Below are 22557 nucleotides of genomic sequence, written 5' to 3' on the forward strand. Positions count from 1 at the left end.
TGTCTCACACCCCGGGGAGAGCCCCGGTCTGCCCACGTCCGCCGAAACGGGGGCGATGTGAGATGGCGCGGATCGTTGTCACGCGCCGGGTTCCGGCGAGATGAACATCGACCTGCATCGTTGACTTGCAGTTAACATCGGCCATCTTCGAGGGTCAATCCCGCGGAGGGGGGATTGAAACCCCGTCGATGGGTCCGGGAAGCGCGGTCATCGTGGTTGACGCCGGCTGGGCATCCTCGCCCGCCGGCTCACCGGCGGCTCGGTGCGTGCCCGCCCGGTCAGGTCGTGGACCGGCCGTCACCGTCCGGGTTCGCGGAGGGCTGCGGGTAGCCGAGTTCGTACGAGATCTGGTTGGCGGTCTCCAGGAGGAGCGGAACGTTGCTCTTCAGTTGGTCGAGGCTTGCGATCACCTCGATCGCCGTGATCGAGGCGGCGGCGATGACCTGACCGCGCGAATCCCTGATCGGCGCGGCCACGCACATCACGTAGGCGTCGTGCTCGCCGTTGTCCACGGCCCAGCCGCGTTCGTGGATGCGGGCGAGTTCAGCTTCGAGGGCGTCGTGGTCGGTGAATGTGGTCGCGGTGAATCTCTCGAAGACGACGTGGGAGAGGAGACGGTCGCGTTCCTCCCGAGGTAGGTAGGCCAGGATCGTCTTTCCCACCGCGCTCGCATAGATGGACACCGCACGCCCGATCCGCGAGGGCAGCTTGACGGCGTCGAACGCCGGACTGTCCACCTTGTCGATGTAGATGATCTCGTCGCCGGTCAGCTGTGCCAGGTGCACGGTGTGGCCGGTCTCGCGTTGCAGCGCCCGGAGGTGCGCGGCGGCGGGCTGGCGCAGGTCCATCGAGCCAAGCGCGAGTTCGGACAACTCGATGAGTCCACTGCCGAGCACGTAGGTGCCCGCCCCGGTCCGGCGGACGAAGCGCGCCGATTCCAGTGTCTGCAGGATCCGCAGGGCCGTGGACTTGTGGACGCCGAGCACGTCCGCAGCCTCGGTAAGGGACAGCGGGTGCTCGGCCGACCGACGGATGAGGTCGATCGCGCGGCGAATCGATTGCGCCAAGGCTCTGTCTCCCCTCGGGGCGACGGTACGACACCGTCGCTGCCATTGCACAATACGCAATGAAGTTGGCGTCATGCGCAACCGCCTCTTGACACCGTTGCACATGTCGCTACGATCGTTGCAATTTAATTCCCTCGATGCCAACTCGTACCACTGGAGTAGCGATGGGTAAGCAGCGCGCGCACGCCGGCGGGATCGCGGAGAGCGGATCATGACGGTCCCACGGCCCCGCGCAGGCGCCGCCGGCGCGGACTGGGTCGGGTCCGCCGCCGAGGCGTTGCCGGACGATGCGGACGCTGTTCTGATCGGCCGGATCTGGGACCCGTCCGTCGACGGCCCCACGCCCGTGGCCGTCCGCAACGGCGAGGTCATCGACCTCAGCCACCGGTTCCCGACCGTACGGGACATCTGCGAGCTGCCCGACCCCGCCGCGACCGTGGCCGGGCTCGACGGGGCGCGGGTGGGCGACTTCGGGGAGATCCTGGCTAACACGGCGGCCGCGACCCGGGACCCTGGCCGGCCCTGGCTGCTCGCCCCGGTGGACCTCCAGGCGCTCAAGGCCGCGGGCGTGACCTTCCCCATCTCGATGATCGAACGCGTCATCGAGGAGCGGGCACGGGGAGACCTGGCGCTCGCGGCGGACATCCGGCAACGGATGTTCGCCGACATCGGTGTCGACCTGCACAACCTGGAGGCGGGCTCGGCCGAGGCGGACCGGCTCAAGAGCCTGCTGGTCGCCGAGGGCATGTGGAGCCAGTACCTGGAGGTGGGGATCGGCCCGGACGCCGAGATCTTCACCAAGGGGCAGATCCTCTCCGCCGTCGGCACCGGCGTTCCGGTCGGCGTGCTCGCCGCGTCGACCTGGAACAACCCGGAACCCGAGATCACCCTCATCGTCCAGTCCAGCGGCCGGATCGTCGGCGCCACCCTCGGCAACGACGTGAACCTGCGCGACATCGAGGGCCGCTCGGCGCTCCTGCTTCCCCTGGCGAAGGACAACAACGCCTCCTGCGCGCTCGGCCCCCTGATCCGGCTCTTCGACGACCGGTTCGGGATGGAGCGGGTACGCGAACTCGAGGTGCGCCTGGAGGTCCACGGTGGGGACGGCTTCCTGCTGGAGGCGGTCTCGGAGATGACCCGGATGTCGCGCGCCCCGGAGGAGTTGGTGCGGCAGTTGATCGGCCCGCACCACCACTATCCCGATGGGGCCGCCCTGATGCTCGGCACCATGTTCGCGCCCATCCAGGACCGGGACCGCCCCGGTGAGGGCTTCACCCACAAGGTCGACGACGTGGTACGGATCAGCTGTCCGGCACTCGGCACCCTGGTCAACCGGGTGCGGCACGCCCAGGAGTGCGAACCCTGGCACTTCGGCGTCCGCGATCTCATGGGCAATCTGGTAAGGAGAGGACTGCTGTGAACGTGGTCATCACGGTCGATCCGCGCGACGGCAAGCGTCGCGCGACGGATCTCACCGAGACCGACGAGTCTCGGCTGGAGACGATCGTCGGTCAGACGTCCCCGGCGACGCGCTGGTTGGCCGACCTCGGGAGGCGTGGCCGGGCCGAGCTGCTGGACGCGATCGCCGCATCCCTCCAGTCCCACCGGGTGGATCTGGTCGCGGCCGCCGAGGCGGAGACCGGGCTGAGCCACGCGCGCCTCGACGGGGAACTCACCCGGGCCGCGGTCCAGTTCCGGATGTTCGGCGATGTGCTGCGCGACGGGGCGTACGTCGAGGCGGCCATCGACCACGCCGCCGACACACCGCTCGGACGCGGCCCGGACGTGCGGCGGATGCTCGTACCCCTCGGGCCGGTCGCCGTCTTCGGCGCCAGCAACTTCCCGTTCGCCTTCTCGGTCGCCGGCGGTGACACGGCCGCCGCGCTGGCCGCCGGCTGCCCCGCGGTCCTGAAGGCCCACCCGTCGCACCCGTTGACGTCGCACGCCTCCGCCGCCGCGATCTCCTCGGCCGTCCGCGAGCTGGGCGGGCCCGAGGGTGTCATCGCGACCGTGTACGGGGAGCAGGCGGGCCGCTCGCTGGTGCGTCACCCCGCGATCCGCGCGGCCGCCCTGACCGGCTCGGTCAACGCCGCCCGCGCCATCCAGGCGGCCATCGACGAACGACCCGACCCCATTCCCCTGTACGCCGAACTGAGCAGCGTGAACCCGATCGTCGTCCTGCCCGCCGCGGCCGCCGACCGGGGTGACCAGATCGCCGAGGGTCTGTTCGCCTCCTTCACCGCCTCGGGCGGTCAACTGTGCACCAAGCCCGGCCTGGCGTTCATCCCGGCGGACCGGGGTGGTGACCAGCTGGTCGACGTCCTGCGGGAGAAGGTCGCCAACTCGGGCGGCACGGTCCTGCTCAACGAGCGCATCCGGGACGCGTACGAGAGTCGGGCCACGGAGTTCGAGCGGGCCGGTGCTCGGGTCTCGGCACGGGCCCAGGTCGACCCCGGCGCGGGCTTCACCGCCGCGCCGAGGCTCCTGGAGGTGGATCTGCCGGGGCTGACCGCCGAGATCGCCGACGAGTGCTTCGGTCCGCTCATGGTCGTGGTCCGGTATCACGACGCTGCCGACCTCGACGCCGCGCTGGACGCCGTTCCCCCGTCGCTGACCGGCTCGGTCCATCGTGGCTCGGGTGACGACGCCGACGTCGTACGCCGGCTGGTCGACGTGCTCGCCGCCCGCGCGGGTCGCATCGTCTTCGACGGCTATCCCACCGGCGTCCGGGTGTCGTGGGCCCAGCACCACGGTGGACCCTGGCCGTCGACGAACGCCGTGCACACGTCTGTGGGCGCCACCTCGATCCGACGCTTCCTGCGCCCGCTGGCGTGGCAGGACGCCCCGGCCTGGGTCCTTCCCGAGGAGTTGCGCGACGAGTACACCGCCATTCCTCGGCGAGTCGGCGGGAGGTTGGTGTCAGCGGCCGATTAACGGCGTCTGCCGGTCTCCTTCGGGTGCCTTTGTGGGTCACCCGCGGCCGGCACGCGAATTCCTTGACGGCGCGGGGGAGGTGCGGACGTTCATTTAGATCGCTGTTCCCCTGATGCGCCCCGCGGTGGTCACTGTGCTGCTCCGGTCGGCCGTGGCGTCCTGGAACACCTACTTCCTGCCCCTGGCCATGCTCTCGGACAACCGGCTCTTCCCGGTGACCGTCGGCCTCGGCCTCTGGCAGGGGATCTTCAGTCTGCAACGACACTGGCGCGGCGGACTGTCCGTCGGCGGCCTCCGGTAAGCCGCCCTTCCCACCAGCTATCCGGGCGGATGAACAGAAAGGTGTGCTGATGTCGACGACGAATCGATCGCTGCGCAGCGGGCAGTGGTTCGGCGCGGAAGGCCGTAACGGGTTCATCCATCGGTCCTGGATGCGCAACCAGGGTTTCGCGGACGACGTCTTCGACGGCCGCCCGGTGATCGGCATCGCCACCACCTGGTCGGAGCTGACGCCCTGCAACGCTCACCTGCGCGACCTGGCCGAATCGGTGAAGCGGGGCGTGTGGGAGAGCGGCGGTCTGCCGCTGGAGTTCCCGGCGATGAGCCTGGGCGAGCCGCTCATGCGACCCACCACCATGCTCTACCGCAACCTGCTGGCGATGGAGTTGGAGGAGTCGGTCCGCGCCAACCCGCTCGACGGGGTGGTCCTGCTCTCCGGCTGCGACAAGACCACTCCCGGCCTGCTGATGGGGGCGGCGAGCGTCGACCTGCCGACGCTGATGATGACCGGCGGCCCGATGCTCAACGGCAAGTTCCGCGGCCAGGACATCGGCTCGGGCACCGTCGTCTGGCGCTTCACCGAGGAGATGCGGGCCGGCCGGATGACCGCGGCCGACTGCGCCGAGGCGGAGGTCGGCATGTCCCGCAGCCGGGGCCACTGTATGACCATGGGCACCGCCTCCACCATGGCGTGCGTGACCGAGGCGCTGGGCGTACAACTGCCGGGGGCCGCCGCCGTGCCGGCGGTCGACTCCCGGCGGTACGCGCTCGCGCAGGCCGCCGGGCGCCGGATCGTCGCCATGGTCGGCGAGGACCAGCGGCTGTCCTCGGTGCTCACCCGGGAGGCGTTCGAGAACGCGATCCGGGTCAACGCCGCGATCGGTGGCTCCACGAACGCCGTCGTGCACCTGCTCGCGATCGCCGGACGCCTCGGCGTGCCCCTGTCGTTGGAGGACTTCGACACCCTCACCGCCGACGTGCCCCTGCTCGTCAACCTCATGCCGTCCGGGGCGTACCTGATGGAGGACTTCGCCTACGCGGGCGGTCTTCCGGTGGTGATGAAGGAGCTCGCCCCGCTGCTGCACACGGACCACATCACCGTCAGCGGCAGGAGCGTGGCGGAGAACGTCGACGGCGCCCAGTGCTGGAACCGGGACGTCATCGCCACCCTGGAGGAGCCGTTCCAGCCCGCAGGCTCGGGCACCGTCGTGCTGCGCGGGTCGCTCGCGCCGTCCGGGGCGGTGCTGAAGGTCTCCGCCGCCTCCCCCCACCTCCTCACGCACACCGGCCCGGCGCTCGTCTTCGACCGGATCGAGGAGTACGTCGTCGCCGCCGACGACCCGGACCTCGATGTCACAGCCGACACGGTGATCGTCGTCCGCAATGCCGGACCACGCGGCTACCCCGGCTTCCCGGAGGTGGGCAACGTGCCCATGCCCCGCCGGTTGCTCGCCGACGGCATCACGGACATGGTGCGGATCTCGGACGCCCGCATGAGCGGCACCGGCTACGGCACGTGCGTCCTGCACGTGGCGCCGGAGGCGTCCGTGGGCGGACCTCTCGCGCTGGTGCGCACCGGCGACCTGGTCCGCGTCGACGTCACCACGCGCCGCCTGGACCTCCTGGTCGACGACGCGGAACTCGCCGAGCGCCGTTCCGCCTGGGAACCACCACAACCGGTGGCCGACCGAGGTTGGACGCGGCTGTACAGCGAGCATGTTCTCCAGGCCGACAGCGGCGCGGACCTCGACTTCCTCGTCGGTGGCAGTGGCAGCGCAGTGCCCCGTCACTCACACTGACGGCCCCGGAACGTACGAGGAAGCGACTGATGGAAGAACGGACGGCCCGCCAGTGCGAGTTCACGCGGAAAAAGCGGTGACCGCCGCCCATCGGCCACCGGTGATGGCGGACGTCGCCCGCCTGGCGGGCGTGTCGCACCAGACGGTGTCCCGGGTCATCAACGGGGCGCCCGCCATCAGGCGCGAGACGCGGGAGCGGGTTCTCGAGGCCATCCGACGGCTCGACTACCGCCCCAACACCGCCGCCCGAGCGCTGGTCCGCGGACGCTCCGGGATGATCGGCATCATCGGCACGGCCAGGACGCTGTTCGGTCCGACGAGCATCCACCGCAGCGTCGAGGATGCCGCCCGGGCCGCCGGCTACTTCGCCACCTCGGTGAGCCTTTCGGAGGTGACGGTACGGGCGCTCAGCGACGCCACCGAACACCTCATGCGCGTCGGCGTGGAGGGCGTCGTGATGATCGCCGGCAACGACGAGGCTCTCGAAGTGGTGCGGATGACCCGATCCGGCGTGCCCTTCGTGGTGGTGGAGGGCGATCTGTCCCGGGCCAGCGTCACCGTCGGTGTCGACCAGGTGCTCGGCGCCCGGATGGCGACCGACCAATTGCTCGGCCTCGGGCACCAGGAGATCGTGCATGTGTCCGGTCCGCTCAACTGGGCGGAGGCCCGCGCCCGCCGCGACGGCTGGCGGGCGGCGATGAGTGCGGCGGGCCTACGCCCGCCCGAGCCGGTCCAGGGTGACTGGATGGCCCACAGCGGCTACGTCGCCGGGCTGCGGATCTGCGAGATGCCCGGGACCACCGCGGTCTTCGCCGCCAACGACCAGATGGCCATCGGTGTGCTGCGCGCACTGCACGAGCGTGGACGGCGAGTGCCACAGGACATCTCCGTCGTCGGATTCGACGACGTCCCCGAGGCGGCGTACCTGATTCCGCCGTTGACCACGATCCAGCAGGACTTCGGCGCGGTCGGTCAACGGGCCATCACGGCCGTCACCCAGGCCATCGACGACACGGCGCCGCAGCCACTGCCGTTGGTCGTCCCCCAGCTCGTGGTGCGTCAGAGCACGGCGCCGCTGACCGGTACGTGAGCCACGGACGCCGCATGGCCGGGGCGGGCCCGGCGTGACGCCGAGCCCGCCCGGTGCGGGTTACGCCAGGGCGACGAGCCGGAACTGCTGGTTGGTCTGTCCGTGGCAGTCGTAGAGCTGGATCTGGGCGCCGTTGGCGGTGCTCCAGACGTCCAGGCATCGTCCGGACTGGACGCTGCTGATGGTGCCGTTGGAGTTGACGGTCCACTGCTGGTTGGTCTGGCTGTGGCAGCTGTAGATCTGGACCGCCGCGCCGTTACCGGTGCCCGCCGCGTCCAGGCACATGGTGCCGTACACCTGTAGTTGTTTGCCTGAGGTGTAGGTCCACGCCTGGTTGGTCTGCCTGTTGCAGTCGTAGAGCTGCACCCGCGTGCCGTTGGTGCGGGAGGCGTTCGGTACGTCTATGCAACGACCCGACTGCGTGCCGACGATCTGGCTGGCCGAGCCGGGTGGGAGGGTGGGCGTGACGGTGGGCGTCGGTGTCGGGGTGCTCGTTCCAGTGGTGGTCGGCGTCGGGCTGGTCGGCGTCGTGGGCAGCAGCGGGCAGGTGCTGCGGTAGGTGACCACGCCGCTGGAGTCCAGCAGCGGGCAGAGGAACTGGCTGTACCGGGCGTCGTTGTCGAGGAACATCTTGACGAACGGCAGCATGGTCCGGACCATCACCGGGTTCGACCGTCCGACCATGAACCCGTGGTCCGCGCCGGCGACCTCCACGTAGACGCTCTCCGTCGTGGTCGGACGGCTGTTGTAGAGGCCGGTGGCGTAGGACGGGGTGACCACCGTGTCCGCCTGCCCAGCGAAGATCATGGTGGGCACCCGGTCGTTGGCCAGGTTCGACGACGGCGAGTAGGGCGCGATGCCGACCACGGCCTTCAACGACGGGCGCCGGCTGGCCGCGCTCAGCGCGCCACCGCCGCCCATGGAGTGACCGGCGACCGCCAACCGGTTGGGGTCGACCCGGTCGCGTACCGGGCTCTGCTGCGTCAGGTAGTCCAGCGCGGCGAGCAACTGGGTGCCGCGGGCCGTGTCGAAGTCGTTGCGGCTGTTGGTCTCGATGCCGATCACGACGAAGCCGTGGGAGGCCAGCCACGGTCCCATCCAGGCCAGCTCGGCGGAGAACAACGCGGTGTAACCCGGCGAGATCGCGATGGCCCCGAAGGTGCCCTGGCTCGTGTCGGTCGGGTAGTAGATCCGGCCGCCGTTGAAGCCGTACCCGGTCGGGACGCTGACCGAGGTGTTGGCGAAGGGGCCGTTCACGGCGGTGACGCTGGCCGCCGTGGGGTCCGGGCCCCGCTGGTACGGGTTGTCGGCGGCCGACGCCGACCCGGTCGCCACAGTCATGGTGAACAAACCGACCGCGGCGGCGATCCCGGCCGCGGCGAGCTTGAGCAGCCGTCCGCGAGAACGGAAGGACACTCGGTCGGCATGGGTGTCGCCCGAGGGCGGGGGGTGGTCTGCGGGTCCTCGCACTGTCGGTACCTCCTGGTGGTGGATGAGTGCGGGGCGGGCGGGCCCGGTCGTGTGCCGAACCTGCCCGCCCCGACGCTGTCCGATCGTCAGCGTTGCAGCGTCAGCAGACCCGGCCGGTACGGCAGGAGCCCGTAGTCGCCGCCGGAGCTGGGGGAACGGCCCTGGTAGAGCAGTTGCAGGTTGCAGGCGTCGACGGTCATGGTCTGATCGGCGTTGGTCCGCAGCAACTCACCGTGGCTGATGTCGTTGGTCCAGGTGGCACCGCTGTTGGCCTTGCCCGCGAACGGGTTGCTCTCGGACGTGGCCTGCGGCGTCCACGTGCCACCCAGGCTGCTGGCGGTGAACGAGCGGAAGTAGCGTCCGTTCGCGCCGATCGCTTCGACGATCATGAGGTACTTGTTCAGGCCCTGGAGCTTGTAGACCTGCACGGCCTCGAAGAGGTTGTTCGTCGAGTCGGTCATGATCGTCGTGTAGTTCGAGCCGAAGCTGCCCGGGAAGTTCCCGATGGGCATGCTGGCCCGGTAGATCCGGCCGTTGTCCCCGGCGAAGAACAGGTACATGTTCTGGTCGTCACCGATGAGCGCCTGGTCGATCGGGCCGGTCCCGGAGTTGGAGATGCTTCCGGTGAACAGCGTCTGCGCCGCCGACCAACTGTTCACATTGGTCGGATCGGTCGACGTCCGGTACGAGAAGGCCGGTCCACCCCACTGATAGGCCAGCACCCACAGGTTGCGCGGCGCGAAGTAGAACAACGACGGCGCCACCGCGGCGAACGGCATCTGGTTCTGCGACGCCGACCCCATCTGGTTCCAGTTCGAGAAGAGGCCGAAGTTCATCGAGCCCCACGTCGTACCGGTGTCGTGCGTCGTCGCGTAGACCAACTGCTGCCCGTTGTACGGCGCGTGGGTGAAGTCCTTCAGCGACACCCAGCCCGACCTCGGCTGTGCCAGCGCGCCCGTCGACGACCACCGGTACGACGACGGAAGATCACACGTACCGCCGGTCGGGGTCGGCGTCGGGGTCGGCGTCCCGGTCCCGGTCGGCGTCGGGGTCGGGGTGGAACCACCGAGGGAGGCGAGTCGGAACTGCTGGTTGGTCTGTCCGTGGCAGTCGTAGAGCTGGATCTGGGCGCCGTTGGCGGTGCTCCAGACGTCCAGGCATCGTCCGGACTGGACGCTGCTGATGGTGCCGTTGGAGTTGACGTTCCACTGCTGGTTGGTCTGGTTGTTGCAGCTGTAGATCTGGACCGCCGCGCCGTTACCGGTGCCTGCCGCGTCGAGGCACATGGTGCCGTACACCTGTAGTTGTTTGCCCGAGGTGTAGGTCCACGCCTGGTTGCTCTGCTTGTTGCAGTCGTAGAGCTGCACGCGGGTGCCGTTGGTGGTCGAGGCGTTGGGTACGTCGATGCACCGGCCGGACTGCGTGCCGACGATCTCGCTGGCGGAGCCGGGTGGGGCGGTAGGCGTGACAGTGGGAGTCGGACCCGGCGTGGTGGGCGTGGGAGTGGTCCCGGGGCCGGCGCTGTTCAGCGCCTCCAGGGCGGCCGTGTAGGCGGCCTTCTTGTTGCCGCTGCAGTCGAAGAGCAGCGGCGTGCCGCTGGAGCGCCACGAGTCACAGTCCCGCACCCCCCACACGGTGAGCCCGTTGCAGCGAGCCACGGCAAGGCAGTCGTTGACCACGCTGCGGTAGGTGTTGGCCTGCGTGGTACCGGAACCCTCGATGTCCAGCTCGGTGATCTGCACGTCCACCCCGAGGGCGGCGAAGCTGGACAGCGTCGTGCGGTAGTTGCTGTTGTACGGCGAGTTGGCGTTGAAGTGCGACTGGAACCCGACGCAGTCGATCGGCACTCCACGGGACTTGAAGTCGCGCACCATGTTGTACACGGCCTGCGTCTTGGCCCAGGTCCAGTTGTCGGTGTTGTAGTCGTTGTAGCAGAGCTTCGCGTCCGGGTCCGCCGAGTCGGCGGCGCGGAACGCCGCCTCGATCCAGTCGTTGCCGGTGCGCTGGAGGTTCGAGTTACGACGGGCGCCGCTGTTGCCGTCCTCGAACGCCTCGTTCACCACGTCCCAGGAGTAGATCTTTCCCCGGTAGTTACCGGCCACCCGGTTGATGTGGTTGAGCATCGCGTTGCGCAGCGCGGTGCCCTCCATGCTCTGCATCCAGCCCGGCTGCTGCGAGTACCAGGCCAAGGTGTGGCCGCGGACCTTCCAGCCCCGGGAGAGGGCGTGGTTCACGATCCGGTCCGCGTTGCTGAAGGTGAAGTTGTTCTGCTGCGGCTCGGTCGCGTCGATCTTCATTTCGTTCTCGGGAGTGACAGCGTTGAACTCGCGGTTCAGGATCGTCGTGTAGGCGCTGTCGCTGAGCTTGTTCGCCGCGACGGCGGCACCGAAGTACCGGCCGGACTGGGCGGCGGCGGCGCCGAGGGTCGTCTCGGCGGCCTGGGCGAGATTGGGCAGCAGCGAGACGACCAGAGCCGCAACTATCGCAGCTGTTCCGGAAATTGTGAGTGTTCGGAGTCGAGTACGCCCGGTGGGACGGTTCCGGGAAATCATGCTGATCCTTCGATGGTGGGGTGGGGAGATCTCGGTCGCCGTTCGAGGGGAGGCCCCGCTCGGCAGCGGTGGGCCATGGTGCCGAGTCCGCCCGGGCGGGCCGGGACTCAGCTCCGGCGTTCGCTCCGCAGGCGCTTCGGCTGGGGCCGCCTGACCAGCGGGTGAAGGGTTGGGATGAGTGGTCCCGGCCGCCCGCCGGGAGGTGGTGGCGGGGTGCGGGGCTCTCCCGGTGGCGGACCTGGCGGCCTGGCGATGGGTAGGTCTGACGGTCGCGTGCGGCGCCTCCAGCTGAGTGGATCATGTTAACGTTCACAGTGATCGATGGCTCTCAGGCTGGCAGAAAGTTCCAGGTTTTTCAACCGGTAGTTTCGGACCTGTTACGGATCAGAAGGTGGACCGTTGAGGTCACACAAAGCCACGCGCCGCTCGGGGCAGGACCCGAGCGGCGCGTCTTCGGCAGGCTGAACGGTGCGTGATGCGGTACTAGGTGCGCGTGCTCCACTGCTGGTTGGCACCGCCGTGGCAGGCCCAGAGGTGAAGTTGCGTCCCATTGGCCGTACCGGAGCTGACGGCGTCGAGGCAGAGCCCCGACTGGACTCCGGTGATGGTGCCGTTGGAGTTCAGGTTCCACTGCTGGTTGGGTTGGCCGTTGCAGTCCCAGATGATGACCGCGGTGCCGTTGCTGCTTCCCGCCCCGCTGGCGTCCAGGCACTTGTTGCCGTAGACGGTCAGGGTGCGGCTGGCGGTGTGGGTCCAGCGCTGGTTGGTGCGACCGTGACAGTCCCACAGCTGCGCGCGGGTCCCGTTGGCGGTGCTGGAGTTGGGGATGTCGATGCAACGGCCGGACTGGCCACCCACGATCAGCACGTTCTGCTGGCCGGGCGGCGGGCTCGATGGCGGGGCAGTGGTGGGCGGGGCGGTGGTGGGCGGGGGAGTGGTGGGCGGCACAGTCGAACCGAACTGGGTGAAGAACCTCCACACCTCCTGCTTGACCCAGCTCCGCGCGCCGCTCTCGCAGCCGGCACACCCGTCCACCGGACCTTGCTGGTGGCCGCCGTCGAACGCGGCCCAGACCACCGGATATCCGGCCTGACACGAGTAGGCGGTGGTGATGTGGGTCCGGCTACCCGGTGCCGGCTCGGGCGGGTTCTGCGCGGCGCAACCGTTGTTCCGGACGAACCTGTCGCGGAGCGCCCGTCCGTTCGGGATGTTGTCGTTGATGCCGTGAATCCCCAGGTAGGCCACTGGCTGGGTGCCGCCGCTGCAGCCGCTGATCGCCCCGGGGGCCGCGATCGCCGCTACCGCACGGAACACGGTCGGCCGGGAACACGCCAACGAGTAGCTCATCGCGCCGCCGTAGCTGAACCCCACCGAGAAGAGTTGTGTCGTGTCGACACAGAGAGCGTTCTCGATGACGCGGACCATGTCGTCGGTGAAGGTCACATCCTCGCCGTTGGAATTACCCCAGCCGTTACCGATGCCCTGCGGGGCAACGAAGATCGTGGTGTTGTTCGACTGGGAGAGCATGCCGTAGTAGGCCCACGCGGCTCCGTCGGTGCCGCCCGACGCGACCTGATCGGCGGTGCCTCCCAGCCAGTGGAACCCGAAGGCCAGCCGGTGGGCATAGGTGTTGTTGTAGCTGTCGGGCAGCCGAAGGATGAAGCTGCGGCTCTTTCCGCTGCTCTGGATGGTGTGGGTGCCGCTGCTCAGTCCGGGCGCCCTGCCGCAGCCGGCGGTGGTGGCGGCGGTCGCCGATCCGCCAGCCATGATGACGTACGCCCCGACGGCGACGAGAACCATGACCGCCATGGCCGCCCCTGTCCAGGGGCTGGAGAGTTTGCGAAGTGGCACAGCTGAGCCTCCTTACGGTGAATGAAGATCCATTGACGTTGCTGCTGGCGGGGCCCACAGTGGAGCCGCACTGCCCCGTAGTCCGGTCTCTGGTTGTCGAGCCGGCGACCGGGGGTGAGTCGCGAGGGACATAGACTAGCATCATCATCTGACGTATGACGTCCTTGCTCAGCGGCGCAGGCCTGCGGAGTCGGTCCGCGCTCCGGGGGTGCCCAGGTCGGCCAAGCCGAACGAGCATCGTCGATGCCTTGACACTCCAGATGCGATCGCTAACACTTGTCCGCAACCCGTACTTAATGAGCTGGACACATGGGTTTCGGCTCGCCGTCGACACCGGTGCGGCACGCCGCCCACCGCCCACAACCATGCAACCCGGGGATGCGCCTACCCAGTGCTGTTAACGCTCACATGTGAGATCGACTCGGTGTCGTCGCCCGCAACACCCACCGACCCGGTAGCTGAGTCGTATGCCCCTCCGCGAAGGAGAAGGACCCATGTCGAGAGTCCTCGCCCGGCTCTACGCGGTGTCGCTCGCCGCGTGCCTGCTCTTCACCACCTGGTCGGTGGCGATGCCGAAGGCAGCGGTCGCGCTCGACCCGGCCGTCGGTTACCTGATGGCGCACTTCACCGGCGAGTCCTCGACCGGTCAACAGATCTACCTCGCCCACAGCGCCGACGGCCTACGTTGGACGGACCTCAACAACGGTGGGCTCGTGCTGCGATCCACCGTCGGCACCCGCGGCGTCCGCGACCCCGCCCTGGTTCGCTCGCCCGCCGGTGACCGGTACTGGATCATCGCCACCGACCTGTGCATCGGCTGCGGCCAGGACTGGTCGACCGCGGTCAACAACGGCAGCCGCAACCTCGTCGTGTGGGAGTCCACCGACCTGGTCACCTGGTCCGCGCCGTGGCTGCTGAACGTCGCCGGCCCGATTCCGGACGGACGCAACGCCTGGGCTCCGGAGGCGATCTGGAACCCGGCCACCGGCGACTACGTCCTCTACTGGGCGACGAACGTCCCGCTCAACGGGGTGACCAAGCACCGCATCTACTACGCGCGCACGGCGGACTTCCGCAGCACCACCACGCCGCAGGTCTACCTCAGCCGGCCCGGCAGCCAGGAGATCATCGACACCCAGATCGTCGAGGTGCCGGCCGGTGCGGGCGCCTACCGTTACGTCCGGGCCTCCCGCGACGGCCAGATCACCCTCGAAGGCAGCAACTCCATCCTCGGCACCTGGACCACTATCGGGAACCTGTCGGGCATCGGGCTGACGGGCTCCCAGGTCGAGGGCCCGATGTGGATGAAGTTCAACGCTCGCAACGAGTGGGTTCTCTACCTCGACCAGTACGCCAGCGGGCGCGGCTACCTGCCCGTCCTGACCACCAATCCGTCGAGTCCGGCCAGCTTCCGGCTGCCGGCGTCCGGCTCGTACGACATGGGCGGCACCAGGAAACGGCACGGTTCGATCCTCAACCTGACCGCCGCCGAGCAGAACCGCGTGCTCGCCCGCTGGCCCACCACGGCGGTCAACCGGATCCAGTCGTACAACCTCCAGGACCGGTTCGTACGGCACTACGACTACGACGTCCGCATCGATCCGAACGTCAGCCCCGCGCAGGACGGTCAGTGGCGGCTGGTGCCCGGTCTGGCCGGCTCCGGCACGGTCTCCATCCAGTCGGTCAACTACCCGGGCTACTACCTGCGCCACTACGGGTTCGACTTCCGGCTGGAAGCCAACGACGGCACCGCCACCTTCGCCGCCGACGCCACCTTCCGGCAGGTCGCCGGCGTCGCCAACTCCTCGTGGACGTCCTTCCAGGCGTACAGCCACCCGGACCGCTACATCCGGCACTACAACTACCTGCTCCGGCTCGATCCGCTCTCCGATGCGCAGAGCCGTGCCGACGCCACCTTCCGCGTGACCAACTGAACGCCGACTGTCTCCCCACACCGATTGGACCCGTCATGAAACGGAAAAGGCTGTCGCACGGCCACGGATCGGAAAGCGCCCGGTCGCTGCGCCGACTCGTGATCGCTCTGGTGAGCGCGATGACCGCGCTGGTTGGCATCGTCGTCGTCACGCCGTCGCCGGCCACTGCCGCCACCAGCCAGTTCCGCGGCATGAACTGGGCCGTGCTGGGTGACAACTTCAGCACCGGCCCGCTCGTCGTGCAGGGCCTCAGCTCGTCCGACAGCAACGCGACAGTGCGGGCCAAGGCCAATGCCCTCTACGACACCATGGCTTCCACCATGGGGGTCAACACCGTCCGGCTGCCCATCAACACCCACACGGTGGGGACGGCGTGGTGGGAGGCGTACCGCGGCGCCATCGACGCCGCGACCGCCCGCGGATTCAAAGTCATCCTCGCCTACTGGGAGGACGGTGCGGCCTCCGGCGGCAGGATCACGAACCTCGCCGCGTGGAACGCGATGTGGTCCACGGTGACCAACACGTACGGCTCGAACACCAACGTCTACTTCGAGCCGATGAACGAGCCGCACGGCTACAGCTCGGCGGAGTGGCGCGACGTCGCGGCGAACTGGCTGAGCTACCACTACTCGGCGATGCCCGGCCGGGTGCTCATCGGCGGCACCGGCTTCAGCCAGGATCTGCGGGACATCTGCAACGACACCCGCTTCAACTCGACCCTGCTGTCCTTCCACTACTACGCGTTCTTCTACGGCGCGATGACCTACGACGCCTTCCGCAGCCACATCCAGACCCGCCTGGGCAACTGCGCCTCCCGCGCGGTCGCGACCGAGTTCGGCGCTCCCATGAACGACGGCCGCAACTACGCCGACGCGGGCAGCACCGACAACTTCGTGCGCTACATCCGCGCGATGGCCCAGGTCATGCGCGACAACCAGATGGGCGGCACCTACTGGCCCGCCCTCGGCGGCAAGCCGGGCACCATCGGATACGACTGGTACTCGATGTTCGCCCTCGGCGGCAGCGGCACCAACCTCAGCCTGACCGTTCGCAACACCTCCGGCGCCGACCGGATCCGGTACGGGTGGGGCGACACCATCGGCGGTGGTCCGACGACGCCTCCGCCCACGACGGGAACGTTCTACCGGATCACCGTGCGGCACAGTGGCAAGGCCATGGACGTCCAGCAACCGAACACCGACAACGGCGCGCGGGTCGGCCAGTACACGTACGGCGGCAACGCGTGGCAGCAGTGGCAGTTCCAGGACGCCGGCAGTGGCTACTGGCGCATCATCAGCCGACACAGCGGAAAGTGCCTCGATGTGGTGAGCGCTTCGACCGCCGACGGCGCCGAACTCGTCCAGTACACCTGCGGCACCGGCACCAACCAGCAGTTCCAGATGGTCACCAACGGCAGCTACTTCCAACTCCGCGCCCGCCACAGCGGCAAGTGCGTGGACGTACCGGCCGCGTCGACGGCGGACGGTGCGATCCTCAAGCAGTATCCGTGCAACACCGGCGCCAACCAGCAGTGGTCGCGCACGGCCGTTTGACGCTCGTCTCGCCGCGACGACCGATCCACGGTGGCCCGCACCTCCCGGTACCGAGCTGGTGACCGGCGCCGGGGGTGTGCGCCGTTGCGACGCCGCCTATGCCGGCGTCGCAACGGGCAGCCCGGCGACGTCAGACGGCCTTGAGGTCGGCCGCGCCGAAGGAGACGGCGAATCGCTTGCACCAGATGGAGACGCTCCGGAAGTCGCGGGGGTCAACCGATGCCGGTATCTCGTACACCTGGTTGCCCTGATTGCCCTTGAGCCTGGCCAGTTCGACCCATTCGCCGTCATCGAACACCCGCCACCCGGCCTTGCCGAGGGTGACCGGTTGGTCGGTCAGCCACACTCGCAGGTCCGGCCCGCTCGACGTATTCAGGTCCCGGATGACGAGCTGGTGGCGCCCGTCGGCGAGCCGGTGGATCTCGGCCCTGCCGGTCGTCCGGTGCTCATGGGTGACGAACTCGCCGGCGGTCAGGATCGCGTTCCCGGCTGGTGTCGCCACCGGAACCGCGGACGCGGGAGTGGGCGCGGTCGACGTCGTCACCACGGGGGGAACCGCCTCGTCGACGTACGTGTCGGTGAACAGCTTCCACGGTTGGAACCAGTAGAGGGCCAGAGCCGTCACGAGGACAGCGGAGGCGAGACCGGCCCAGGCCACTCGCGACCGGAAGATCCATTTTCCCACCCCCGCAGCGTACGAGCCCCGCAGCCGTCGAACGGGTCGCCAACCCTTTCGGCACTCTTACGACGTTCCGGGTCGCCGCCCCACGTCAGTTGTCGTCGGTGCGGCGCGGCAGCCCGTCCACGCCCTGGTTCTGGTAGACGTCGGGAACGTCGTCACCGTCATGGTCGACGTGCTCGGCCTCGTAGATCTGCCGGTACACGCGATTGCGTGCCCGCAGGATGGTCGTGGCGAGCGCGGCGGCGATCACGGAGCCTGCCAGCACGGCGATCTTGACCCGGCCGTTGGCGTCGGTGCCGACACCGAAGGCGAGTTCGCCGATCAGCAGCGAGACGGTGAACCCGATGCCGGACAGCACGGCCAGGCCGACCACGTCGATCCAGGCCAGCCCCGAGTCCAGTCGGGCCCGGGTGAACCGCGCGACGAGCCAGGTTGCCAGCAGGATGCCGATCGGCTTGCCGACGACCAGGCCGAGCATGATGCCCACGGCGATCGGGTCGGTGAGCGCCTGCGTCAGGCCGTCCAGCCCGCCGACGGCCACCCCGGCGGCCATCAGCGCGAACAGCGGCACCGCAACACCGGCGGAGATCGGCCGGAATCGGTGCTCGAAGTGCTCGGCCAGGCCGGGTCCGGGGCCGGCCCCTGTGGAGCGCGGCACCGGGACGGCGAAGGCGAGCAGCACCCCGGCGACTGTGGCGTGCACGCCGGAGGCGTGCACCAGCGCCCAGGTCGCGAACGCCAGCGGCAGGAGCAGCCACCATGAGCGCACCCGACGCTGCACCAGCAGCGTGAACAGGCCCAGCGGCACCACCGCGGCCAGCAGTGGCAGCAGCGACAGGTGGGCGGTGTAGAAGACCGCGATGATGACGATCGCCAGCAGGTCGTCCACCACCGCCAGGGTCAGCAGGAAGGTGCGCAGCGCGCTCGGCAGATGCCGGCCGATCACCGCCAGCACGGCGAGGGCGAACGCGATGTCGGTGGCGGTCGGAACCGCCCAGCCCTTCACCGCGCCGCCCCAGTTCACCACCGCGTACAGCAGGGCCGGCACGAGTACGCCGCCGACCGCGGCGGCGACCGGGACCGCGGCCCGGCGGGGATCACGCAGATCACCGGCGACGAACTCGCGCTTGAGTTCGAGACCGGCGACGAAGAAGAAGATCGCCAGCAGCCCGTCAGCCGCCCACGTCGCCAGCGACAGGTCAAGGTGCAGCGCGTGGGGCCCGACGGTGAGCGCCGTCATCGCCTGGTAGCGGTGCGCCCACGGCGAGTTCGCCCAGATCAGCGCCACGACGGCACCGACCAGCAGCAACGCGCCGCCGATCGTCTCCTTGCGCAGTACGTCGGCGATGCGACGTGCCTCAGCCCAGGAACCACGGCCGAGAACACGAGGAGGCGACTGAGGGTTCGACGTCACAAGCAGGCCAACTTTCGAAAGACGGGTCGGAACCATCTGCCGACCAGACTTCCCGGCGCACCGGAACCCATCGTACCGGGGCCTTTCGCCGCGGATCCCTCGACCGCAGACAGCCGACGGCGCGCCATCGGCCGCCAGATCTCGTTTCAACCGACCGGCTCCGTGGGTACGCTCCCACCGGCTGATCATCCGATCGACGGAGACCCTCGTGATCATGGCTCTGCTGCTCGACCTCGCCAACATCGTCGGGGGTTTCCTGCTCGCAGGCTCGGTGCTGCGGCTGTTGCCACGCGTCGGTGACGACCTGGGCCGCCTCGCCGGTCGGGCGGCCCCGATCGCGTGGGTGGTCGGCCTCGTGGCGCTCGTGACCGGCGGCTACCACCTCATCGTCCACCTGGTGTCCGGCCCCCGGGTGTTCCACTTCGAGGTGGTGGGGATCGGTGTGGGGCTCGCCCTGTTGTGGAGCCGGCTGACCGGTCGGCCGGCGTCGCGCGAGGAGCGGTCGGACGGCGCGACCGGAGTCCGCCTGTTGCTCGCGATCTTCGGTCTCATCGCGATCGTCGTCGGTATTCAGGGGCTCTTCACGCCGGACGGCTGATCAAGCCCGCGCGCCCGACCCGCGCGTGCGGCGTTCGCGCATGAGCGGGGTGTCACCCCGGCGGTCAACGTCGGTTCCCATCAATTCCCTGATTGAGGAGAGTCCCATGTCGGTCCAGGCATTTCTCTACGTCATCGCGGTCATCCTGATCGTGCTCGCCGCACTGCCACTGCCCACTCGGGGTGTCTCGTTCGCGCTGCTGGGCGCCGCCTGCGCCCTGCTCGCCTACGCCTGGCCGGTGATCACCGACTGATTCTTCGTCGGTGTGGTCGGTGGCCGGCAACCAGTGCCCGACAGTGTTGCCGGCACCCGGCCATGTCCCACCTTGCGGGGTCCATCAGGGACTCGTCGATGGACGGACGCGACGGACGCCAGCGGCGTCCACGAGACGCCTCCGGTCACCGGGGCGGCCCGAAGTGGTGGGTGAGCGAGGCGCGCAGGGTGTCCGCATCCCCGGCGGACCAGGCGACGAAGCAGTCGGGGCGTACGAGCAACGCGGTCGCGGTCGTGCCCCGCAACGCGCCGCTGACGACGTCGACCCGGTCTCGCCAGGGCGCGGCCACCTCGGCGTAGACACCTGTGGAGTCCAGTAGCAACGGCCGGGCGGTGCGGGTCAGCTCGGCGAGGCGTACCGCGGCGTGGTCGGCGTGCACGACCACGTCGGGGGCGCACCGGCCGGCCAACGGGTCGGCGGGGTCGGCGGGGTAGTGGATGTCCGCGCCGGACATCAGCGCCGCGATGTGCCCGGTCACCTCCGTGATGCGCAGCAGTTCGGCGAAGAGTTCCCGCAGGCCGGTGATCTCGTCGCCAGGCCCGATGAGCGCCGACTGCGCCTGGGTGGACATGACGACCCGTTCGGCTACGGGACGGCGCTCGGTCTCGTACGTGTCGAGCAGGCCCTGCGGCGCCCACCCGCGCACCGTGGCGGCCAGCTTCCAACCCAGGTTGACGGCGTCCTGCAGGCCGAGGTTGAGGCCGGGGCCGCCGATCGCGGGGTGCACGTGCGCGGCGTCGCCGACCAGCAGCACCCGGTCGGCGCGGTAGCGGGCGGCGATGCGGGTGTTGCGACCGGTCAGCCGCCGCAGCAGGCCGGGGCCGTCGGGTGGGCCGAAGGGGACGTCGACGCCGAGCACCCGGGCGACGCTGGCGCGTAGCTCCGCCAGGGTCATGGGGGTCTCGTCGCTCGTCGGCGCGTCTGGCCACTCCGTCGTGCTCAGGATCGCCGGCCGGCCGGGGAACGGCGCCCAGGCGATCAGGCCGCGCGGGGTGCGGGTGTGCTGGAACGGCGGGACGACGCCGTAGCCGGGGGCGCACAGCCCGCCGGTCTCCGGGTCGAGGGATGACGCGGGGACGGTCACGGTGGCGGTGCGGGAGACCGACCGGTCGAACGTGGCGCCGGGAAAGTCGATGCCGGCGAGGCGGCGCACCGCGCTGCGACCGCCGTCGGCGCCGACGAGGAAACGGGACGTGAGCTGCGTACCGTCGGCGAGGTGAACCTCGACCGCGTCGGGGCGTTGGCGGAGGTCGACGACCTCGTGGCCGCGGCGCAGGTCGACGCCGAGCTCGACGGCGCGGGCGGCGAGGGTGGCCTCCAGCTGGGCCTGCGGCACGCCGAGCACGTAGTGCGGATTCTCCGCGAGCACCGTGAGATCCAGCGGGAACGCGCCGAAGGTGAAGGCTGGTTGGGGGGACGGCGGGGTGCTCTCGCCGCTGAGCCGCGCGTAGAGGCCGCGCCGGTCGAGCAGGCGGACGACCTGGCCGACGAGGCCGTTGGCGCGGGGCTCGCCTCCGGGCGCGGCGTGGCGTTCGAGGACGACGGGGTGGACGCCGGCCAGAGCGAGTTCGCAGGCGAGCATGAGGCCGTTGGGGCCGGCTCCGACGATGAGCACATCGATCACGATCGTGATCCCTTCGGGGTGTGCGTCATCGCCGCGGCAGGCGCGGAACGCGGCCGGCCCGCCGTGGGGTGTGACGCGGACAAGAAGTGGCTGGGGTGGTGCCGTGAGCGAGGGGCGGGCCTCAGCGGGGCGGCGCGGGGAGGCCGGCGGCGACCTGGGTGAACGCGTCGGTGATGAGGCGCTCGATCGGGGTGGGCGGGTCGGGGCTGTCGAGATAGTGCTGCATGGCGACGGCGACCGCGGCGCTGGCGGCGGCCGCGACGAGCCTCGGATACATGTCGGTGGCGAGGTCGGTGCCCGTGCGCTCGGCGACCGCGGCGGCCAACTCGGCCTCGGCGATCGCGACGGCGCGCAGCCGCTCGCCCTGCAGGGCAGGCTCGGCGAGCATGGTGCGTACGCCGGCCACCCACTGGGGGTGCGCGGGGGACGGCATGGCGTCGACCTCGGGGCCGCGGGTGAATTGCTCCAGCGAGGCCTGGGTGAGCGCCGCCCAGAGCGGCTCGTCGGCGGGGCGTTCGCGCAGCGCGGCGGCGGTGCGCAGGCTGCGGTCGAGGTGGCGGGAGGCGATCGCCTCGGCCTTGCTGGAGAAGTAGTTGTTGAAGGTGCGCGGCGAGACGCCGGCAGCCTCGGCGATGTCCTCGACGCGGACGTTGTCGTAACCGCGCTCCGCGGTGAGGTGGATCGCGGCCCAGCCGAGCGCCGCCCGCGTCTCGGCCTTCTTGCGCTCCCGCAGCCCCGTCATGCCACCACCCTAGCACTAGTTGCGCGCCACGCAAATATGCGTGCCACGCAAACTAATGGTCGCCGGTGCCCAACTCACCCGACGATCGGGTAACTCCCGATCCTCGGTGACCGGTCGGCCTCACTCGGCGGGGAGGCGATAGCCGAGTCCCCGTACCGTCTGAATCAACTCGGGCCGACCCAGTTTGGCGCGCAGCGCCGCCACGTGGACCGCCAGGGTGTGCCGGCCCGACCAGGTGGTCTGCCACACGTCCAGCATGATGCGCTCGCGCGTGAGCGCGAGACCGGGTCGACGGGCGAGCGAGGCCAGGATGTCGAATTCCTTGCGGGTCAACGACACCGGCCGGGCGTCCACGTGGACCGTGCGGGCCGAGAGGTCGATCCGCAACCCTCCGACGTCGATGACGTCGGACGGTCGCCGACCCTGCCGTGCTGTTCGCCGCAGCAACGCCTCGATGCGCGCCTGAAGCTCGTCCATCGCGAACGGCCTGACGACGTAGTCGTCGGCGCCCATCCGCAGGCCGACGATGCCGCCGCGCTCCTCGCCCCGTTCGGTGACCATTTCTGGCTGAGGCGGCGATCGGACGGGCGGACGTCGAGGGCGCGAGGCATGGTTGCTCCGCCCGGAATACTGGTCGGTGAGGGACTCGCGGTCGAGGCGTCGCGATCGAACTTGAGAGAGTCTTGACCGGCGT

Annotated in this window: 17 protein-coding genes and 1 pseudogene; 9 read left to right on the plus strand and 9 right to left on the minus strand. The window is 69.6% G+C overall.

The window, feature by feature from the left end; genetic code table 11:
* Positions 1 to 278: 278 nt before the first annotated feature.
* Positions 279 to 1172, minus strand: a complete 894-nt coding sequence (locus tag ABZT87_RS24610) for an IclR family transcriptional regulator (protein ID WP_355138392.1) — start codon at positions 1170 to 1172, stop codon at positions 279 to 281.
* A gap of 106 nt (positions 1173 to 1278) precedes the next feature.
* On the opposite strand from ABZT87_RS24610, the gene ABZT87_RS24615 reads away from it, so the two are divergent.
* From ABZT87_RS24615 to ABZT87_RS24635, 5 genes are all read left to right on the plus strand, one after another.
* The gene (locus ABZT87_RS24615) at positions 1279 to 2487 is read left to right on the plus strand and encodes a fumarylacetoacetate hydrolase family protein (RefSeq protein WP_354857700.1); all 1209 of its coding nucleotides are present in this window, start codon (positions 1279 to 1281) and stop codon (positions 2485 to 2487) included.
* Complete coding sequence (locus ABZT87_RS24620; protein WP_355138394.1) at positions 2484 to 4001, plus strand: aldehyde dehydrogenase family protein; 1518 nt, start codon at positions 2484 to 2486, stop codon at positions 3999 to 4001. Before ABZT87_RS24615 ends, ABZT87_RS24620 begins: the two co-directional genes overlap by 4 nt.
* 133 nt (positions 4002 to 4134) lie before the next feature.
* Positions 4135 to 4302: a hypothetical protein gene (locus ABZT87_RS24625; protein ID WP_354857696.1), complete on the plus strand. Its 168-nt coding sequence runs from the start codon at positions 4135 to 4137 to the stop codon at positions 4300 to 4302.
* A 49-nt stretch (positions 4303 to 4351) separates the two neighbouring features.
* Positions 4352 to 6079 (plus strand): IlvD/Edd family dehydratase, encoded by a 1728-nt coding sequence (locus tag ABZT87_RS24630; protein ID WP_355138396.1) that lies wholly within the window; start codon positions 4352 to 4354, stop codon positions 6077 to 6079.
* A gap of 76 nt (positions 6080 to 6155) precedes the next feature.
* Entirely contained in the window at positions 6156 to 7169 is a 1014-nt protein-coding gene (locus ABZT87_RS24635; RefSeq protein ID WP_355138398.1) for a LacI family DNA-binding transcriptional regulator, read from the plus strand.
* A gap of 60 nt (positions 7170 to 7229) precedes the next feature.
* Here ABZT87_RS24635 and ABZT87_RS24640 read toward each other — a convergent pair whose 3' ends face one another.
* The 3 genes from ABZT87_RS24640 to ABZT87_RS24650 all read right to left on the minus strand — a co-directional run bounded on the left by ABZT87_RS24640 (position 7230) and on the right by ABZT87_RS24650 (position 12991).
* Entirely contained in the window at positions 7230 to 8639 is a 1410-nt protein-coding gene (locus ABZT87_RS24640) for a ricin-type beta-trefoil lectin domain protein (protein WP_355138400.1), read from the minus strand.
* An 86-nt stretch (positions 8640 to 8725) separates the two neighbouring features.
* Entirely contained in the window at positions 8726 to 11191 is a 2466-nt protein-coding gene (locus tag ABZT87_RS24645; RefSeq protein WP_355138402.1) for a non-reducing end alpha-L-arabinofuranosidase family hydrolase, read from the minus strand.
* Between the two features lie 483 nt (positions 11192 to 11674).
* Positions 11675 to 12991 (minus strand): ricin-type beta-trefoil lectin domain protein, encoded by a 1317-nt coding sequence (locus ABZT87_RS24650; protein ID WP_355138744.1) that lies wholly within the window; start codon positions 12989 to 12991, stop codon positions 11675 to 11677.
* Positions 12992 to 13536: 545 nt separating this feature from the next.
* On the opposite strand from ABZT87_RS24650, the gene ABZT87_RS24655 reads away from it, so the two are divergent.
* Together ABZT87_RS24655 and ABZT87_RS24660 are read left to right on the plus strand one after the other, a co-directional pair.
* Positions 13537 to 14976, plus strand: coding sequence for a glycoside hydrolase family 43 protein (locus tag ABZT87_RS24655; RefSeq protein ID WP_355138404.1), 1440 nt, complete (start codon positions 13537 to 13539; stop codon positions 14974 to 14976).
* Positions 14977 to 15095: 119 nt separating this feature from the next.
* Positions 15096 to 16529: an RICIN domain-containing protein gene (locus tag ABZT87_RS24660; protein WP_355138406.1), complete on the plus strand. Its 1434-nt coding sequence runs from the start codon at positions 15096 to 15098 to the stop codon at positions 16527 to 16529.
* Between the two features lie 130 nt (positions 16530 to 16659).
* Here ABZT87_RS24660 and ABZT87_RS24665 read toward each other — a convergent pair whose 3' ends face one another.
* Positions 16660 to 17187 (minus strand): DM13 domain-containing protein, encoded by a 528-nt coding sequence (locus tag ABZT87_RS24665; protein ID WP_355138746.1) that lies wholly within the window; start codon positions 17185 to 17187, stop codon positions 16660 to 16662.
* A gap of 112 nt (positions 17188 to 17299) precedes the next feature.
* On the minus strand, positions 17300 to 18625 hold the full coding sequence (gene nhaA, locus ABZT87_RS24670; RefSeq protein ID WP_355138408.1) for a Na+/H+ antiporter NhaA: 1326 nt from the start codon (positions 18623 to 18625) through the stop codon (positions 17300 to 17302).
* Between the two features lie 214 nt (positions 18626 to 18839).
* Here nhaA and ABZT87_RS24675 point away from each other — a divergent pair, with 214 nt between their 5' ends.
* Both ABZT87_RS24675 and ABZT87_RS24680 read left to right on the plus strand, forming a co-directional pair.
* On the plus strand, positions 18840 to 19223 hold the full coding sequence (locus tag ABZT87_RS24675; RefSeq protein WP_355138748.1) for a hypothetical protein: 384 nt from the start codon (positions 18840 to 18842) through the stop codon (positions 19221 to 19223).
* Positions 19224 to 19329: 106 nt separating this feature from the next.
* Positions 19330 to 19476 carry a hypothetical protein gene (locus ABZT87_RS24680; protein WP_272616708.1) on the plus strand — a complete coding sequence of 49 codons (147 nt, stop codon included), beginning with the start codon at positions 19330 to 19332 and terminating at the stop codon, positions 19474 to 19476.
* A 145-nt stretch (positions 19477 to 19621) separates the two neighbouring features.
* Here ABZT87_RS24680 and ABZT87_RS24685 read toward each other — a convergent pair whose 3' ends face one another.
* From ABZT87_RS24685 to ABZT87_RS24695, 3 genes and pseudogenes are all read right to left on the minus strand, one after another.
* The gene (locus tag ABZT87_RS24685) at positions 19622 to 21121 is read right to left on the minus strand and encodes an FAD-dependent monooxygenase (protein ID WP_355138410.1); all 1500 of its coding nucleotides are present in this window, start codon (positions 21119 to 21121) and stop codon (positions 19622 to 19624) included.
* A gap of 121 nt (positions 21122 to 21242) precedes the next feature.
* Entirely contained in the window at positions 21243 to 21863 is a 621-nt protein-coding gene (locus ABZT87_RS24690) for a TetR family transcriptional regulator (RefSeq protein ID WP_355138412.1), read from the minus strand.
* Between the two features lie 120 nt (positions 21864 to 21983).
* Positions 21984 to 22421, minus strand: a pseudogene (locus tag ABZT87_RS24695) (response regulator transcription factor); the annotation flags it as partial.
* Positions 22422 to 22557: the final 136 nt, after the last annotated feature.

Origin of the sequence: Micromonospora sp. NPDC005237 (genome assembly GCF_040607775.1) — a bacterium.
Lineage (GTDB): Bacteria > Actinomycetota > Actinomycetes > Mycobacteriales > Micromonosporaceae > Micromonospora.

Excerpts from the sequence above, each read along its gene's own strand:
- ABZT87_RS24610 (WP_355138392.1), bottom strand. The coding sequence starts at position 1,172 with ATGTGCAACGGTGTCAAGAGGCGGTTGCGCATGACGCCAACTTCATTG.
- ABZT87_RS24615 (WP_354857700.1), top strand. The coding sequence starts at position 1,279 with ATGACGGTCCCACGGCCCCGCGCAGGCGCCGCCGGCGCGGACTGGGTC.
- ABZT87_RS24630 (WP_355138396.1), top strand. The coding sequence starts at position 4,352 with ATGTCGACGACGAATCGATCGCTGCGCAGCGGGCAGTGGTTCGGCGCG.
- ABZT87_RS24645 (WP_355138402.1), bottom strand. The coding sequence starts at position 11,191 with ATGATTTCCCGGAACCGTCCCACCGGGCGTACTCGACTCCGAACACTC.
- ABZT87_RS24650 (WP_355138744.1), bottom strand. The coding sequence starts at position 12,991 with ATGGTTCTCGTCGCCGTCGGGGCGTACGTCATCATGGCTGGCGGATCG.
- ABZT87_RS24655 (WP_355138404.1), top strand. The coding sequence starts at position 13,537 with ATGTCGAGAGTCCTCGCCCGGCTCTACGCGGTGTCGCTCGCCGCGTGC.
- ABZT87_RS24660 (WP_355138406.1), top strand. The coding sequence starts at position 15,096 with ATGACCGCGCTGGTTGGCATCGTCGTCGTCACGCCGTCGCCGGCCACT.
- ABZT87_RS24675 (WP_355138748.1), top strand. The coding sequence starts at position 18,840 with ATGGCTCTGCTGCTCGACCTCGCCAACATCGTCGGGGGTTTCCTGCTC.
- ABZT87_RS24680 (WP_272616708.1), top strand. The coding sequence starts at position 19,330 with ATGTCGGTCCAGGCATTTCTCTACGTCATCGCGGTCATCCTGATCGTG.
- ABZT87_RS24690 (WP_355138412.1), bottom strand. The coding sequence starts at position 21,863 with ATGACGGGGCTGCGGGAGCGCAAGAAGGCCGAGACGCGGGCGGCGCTC.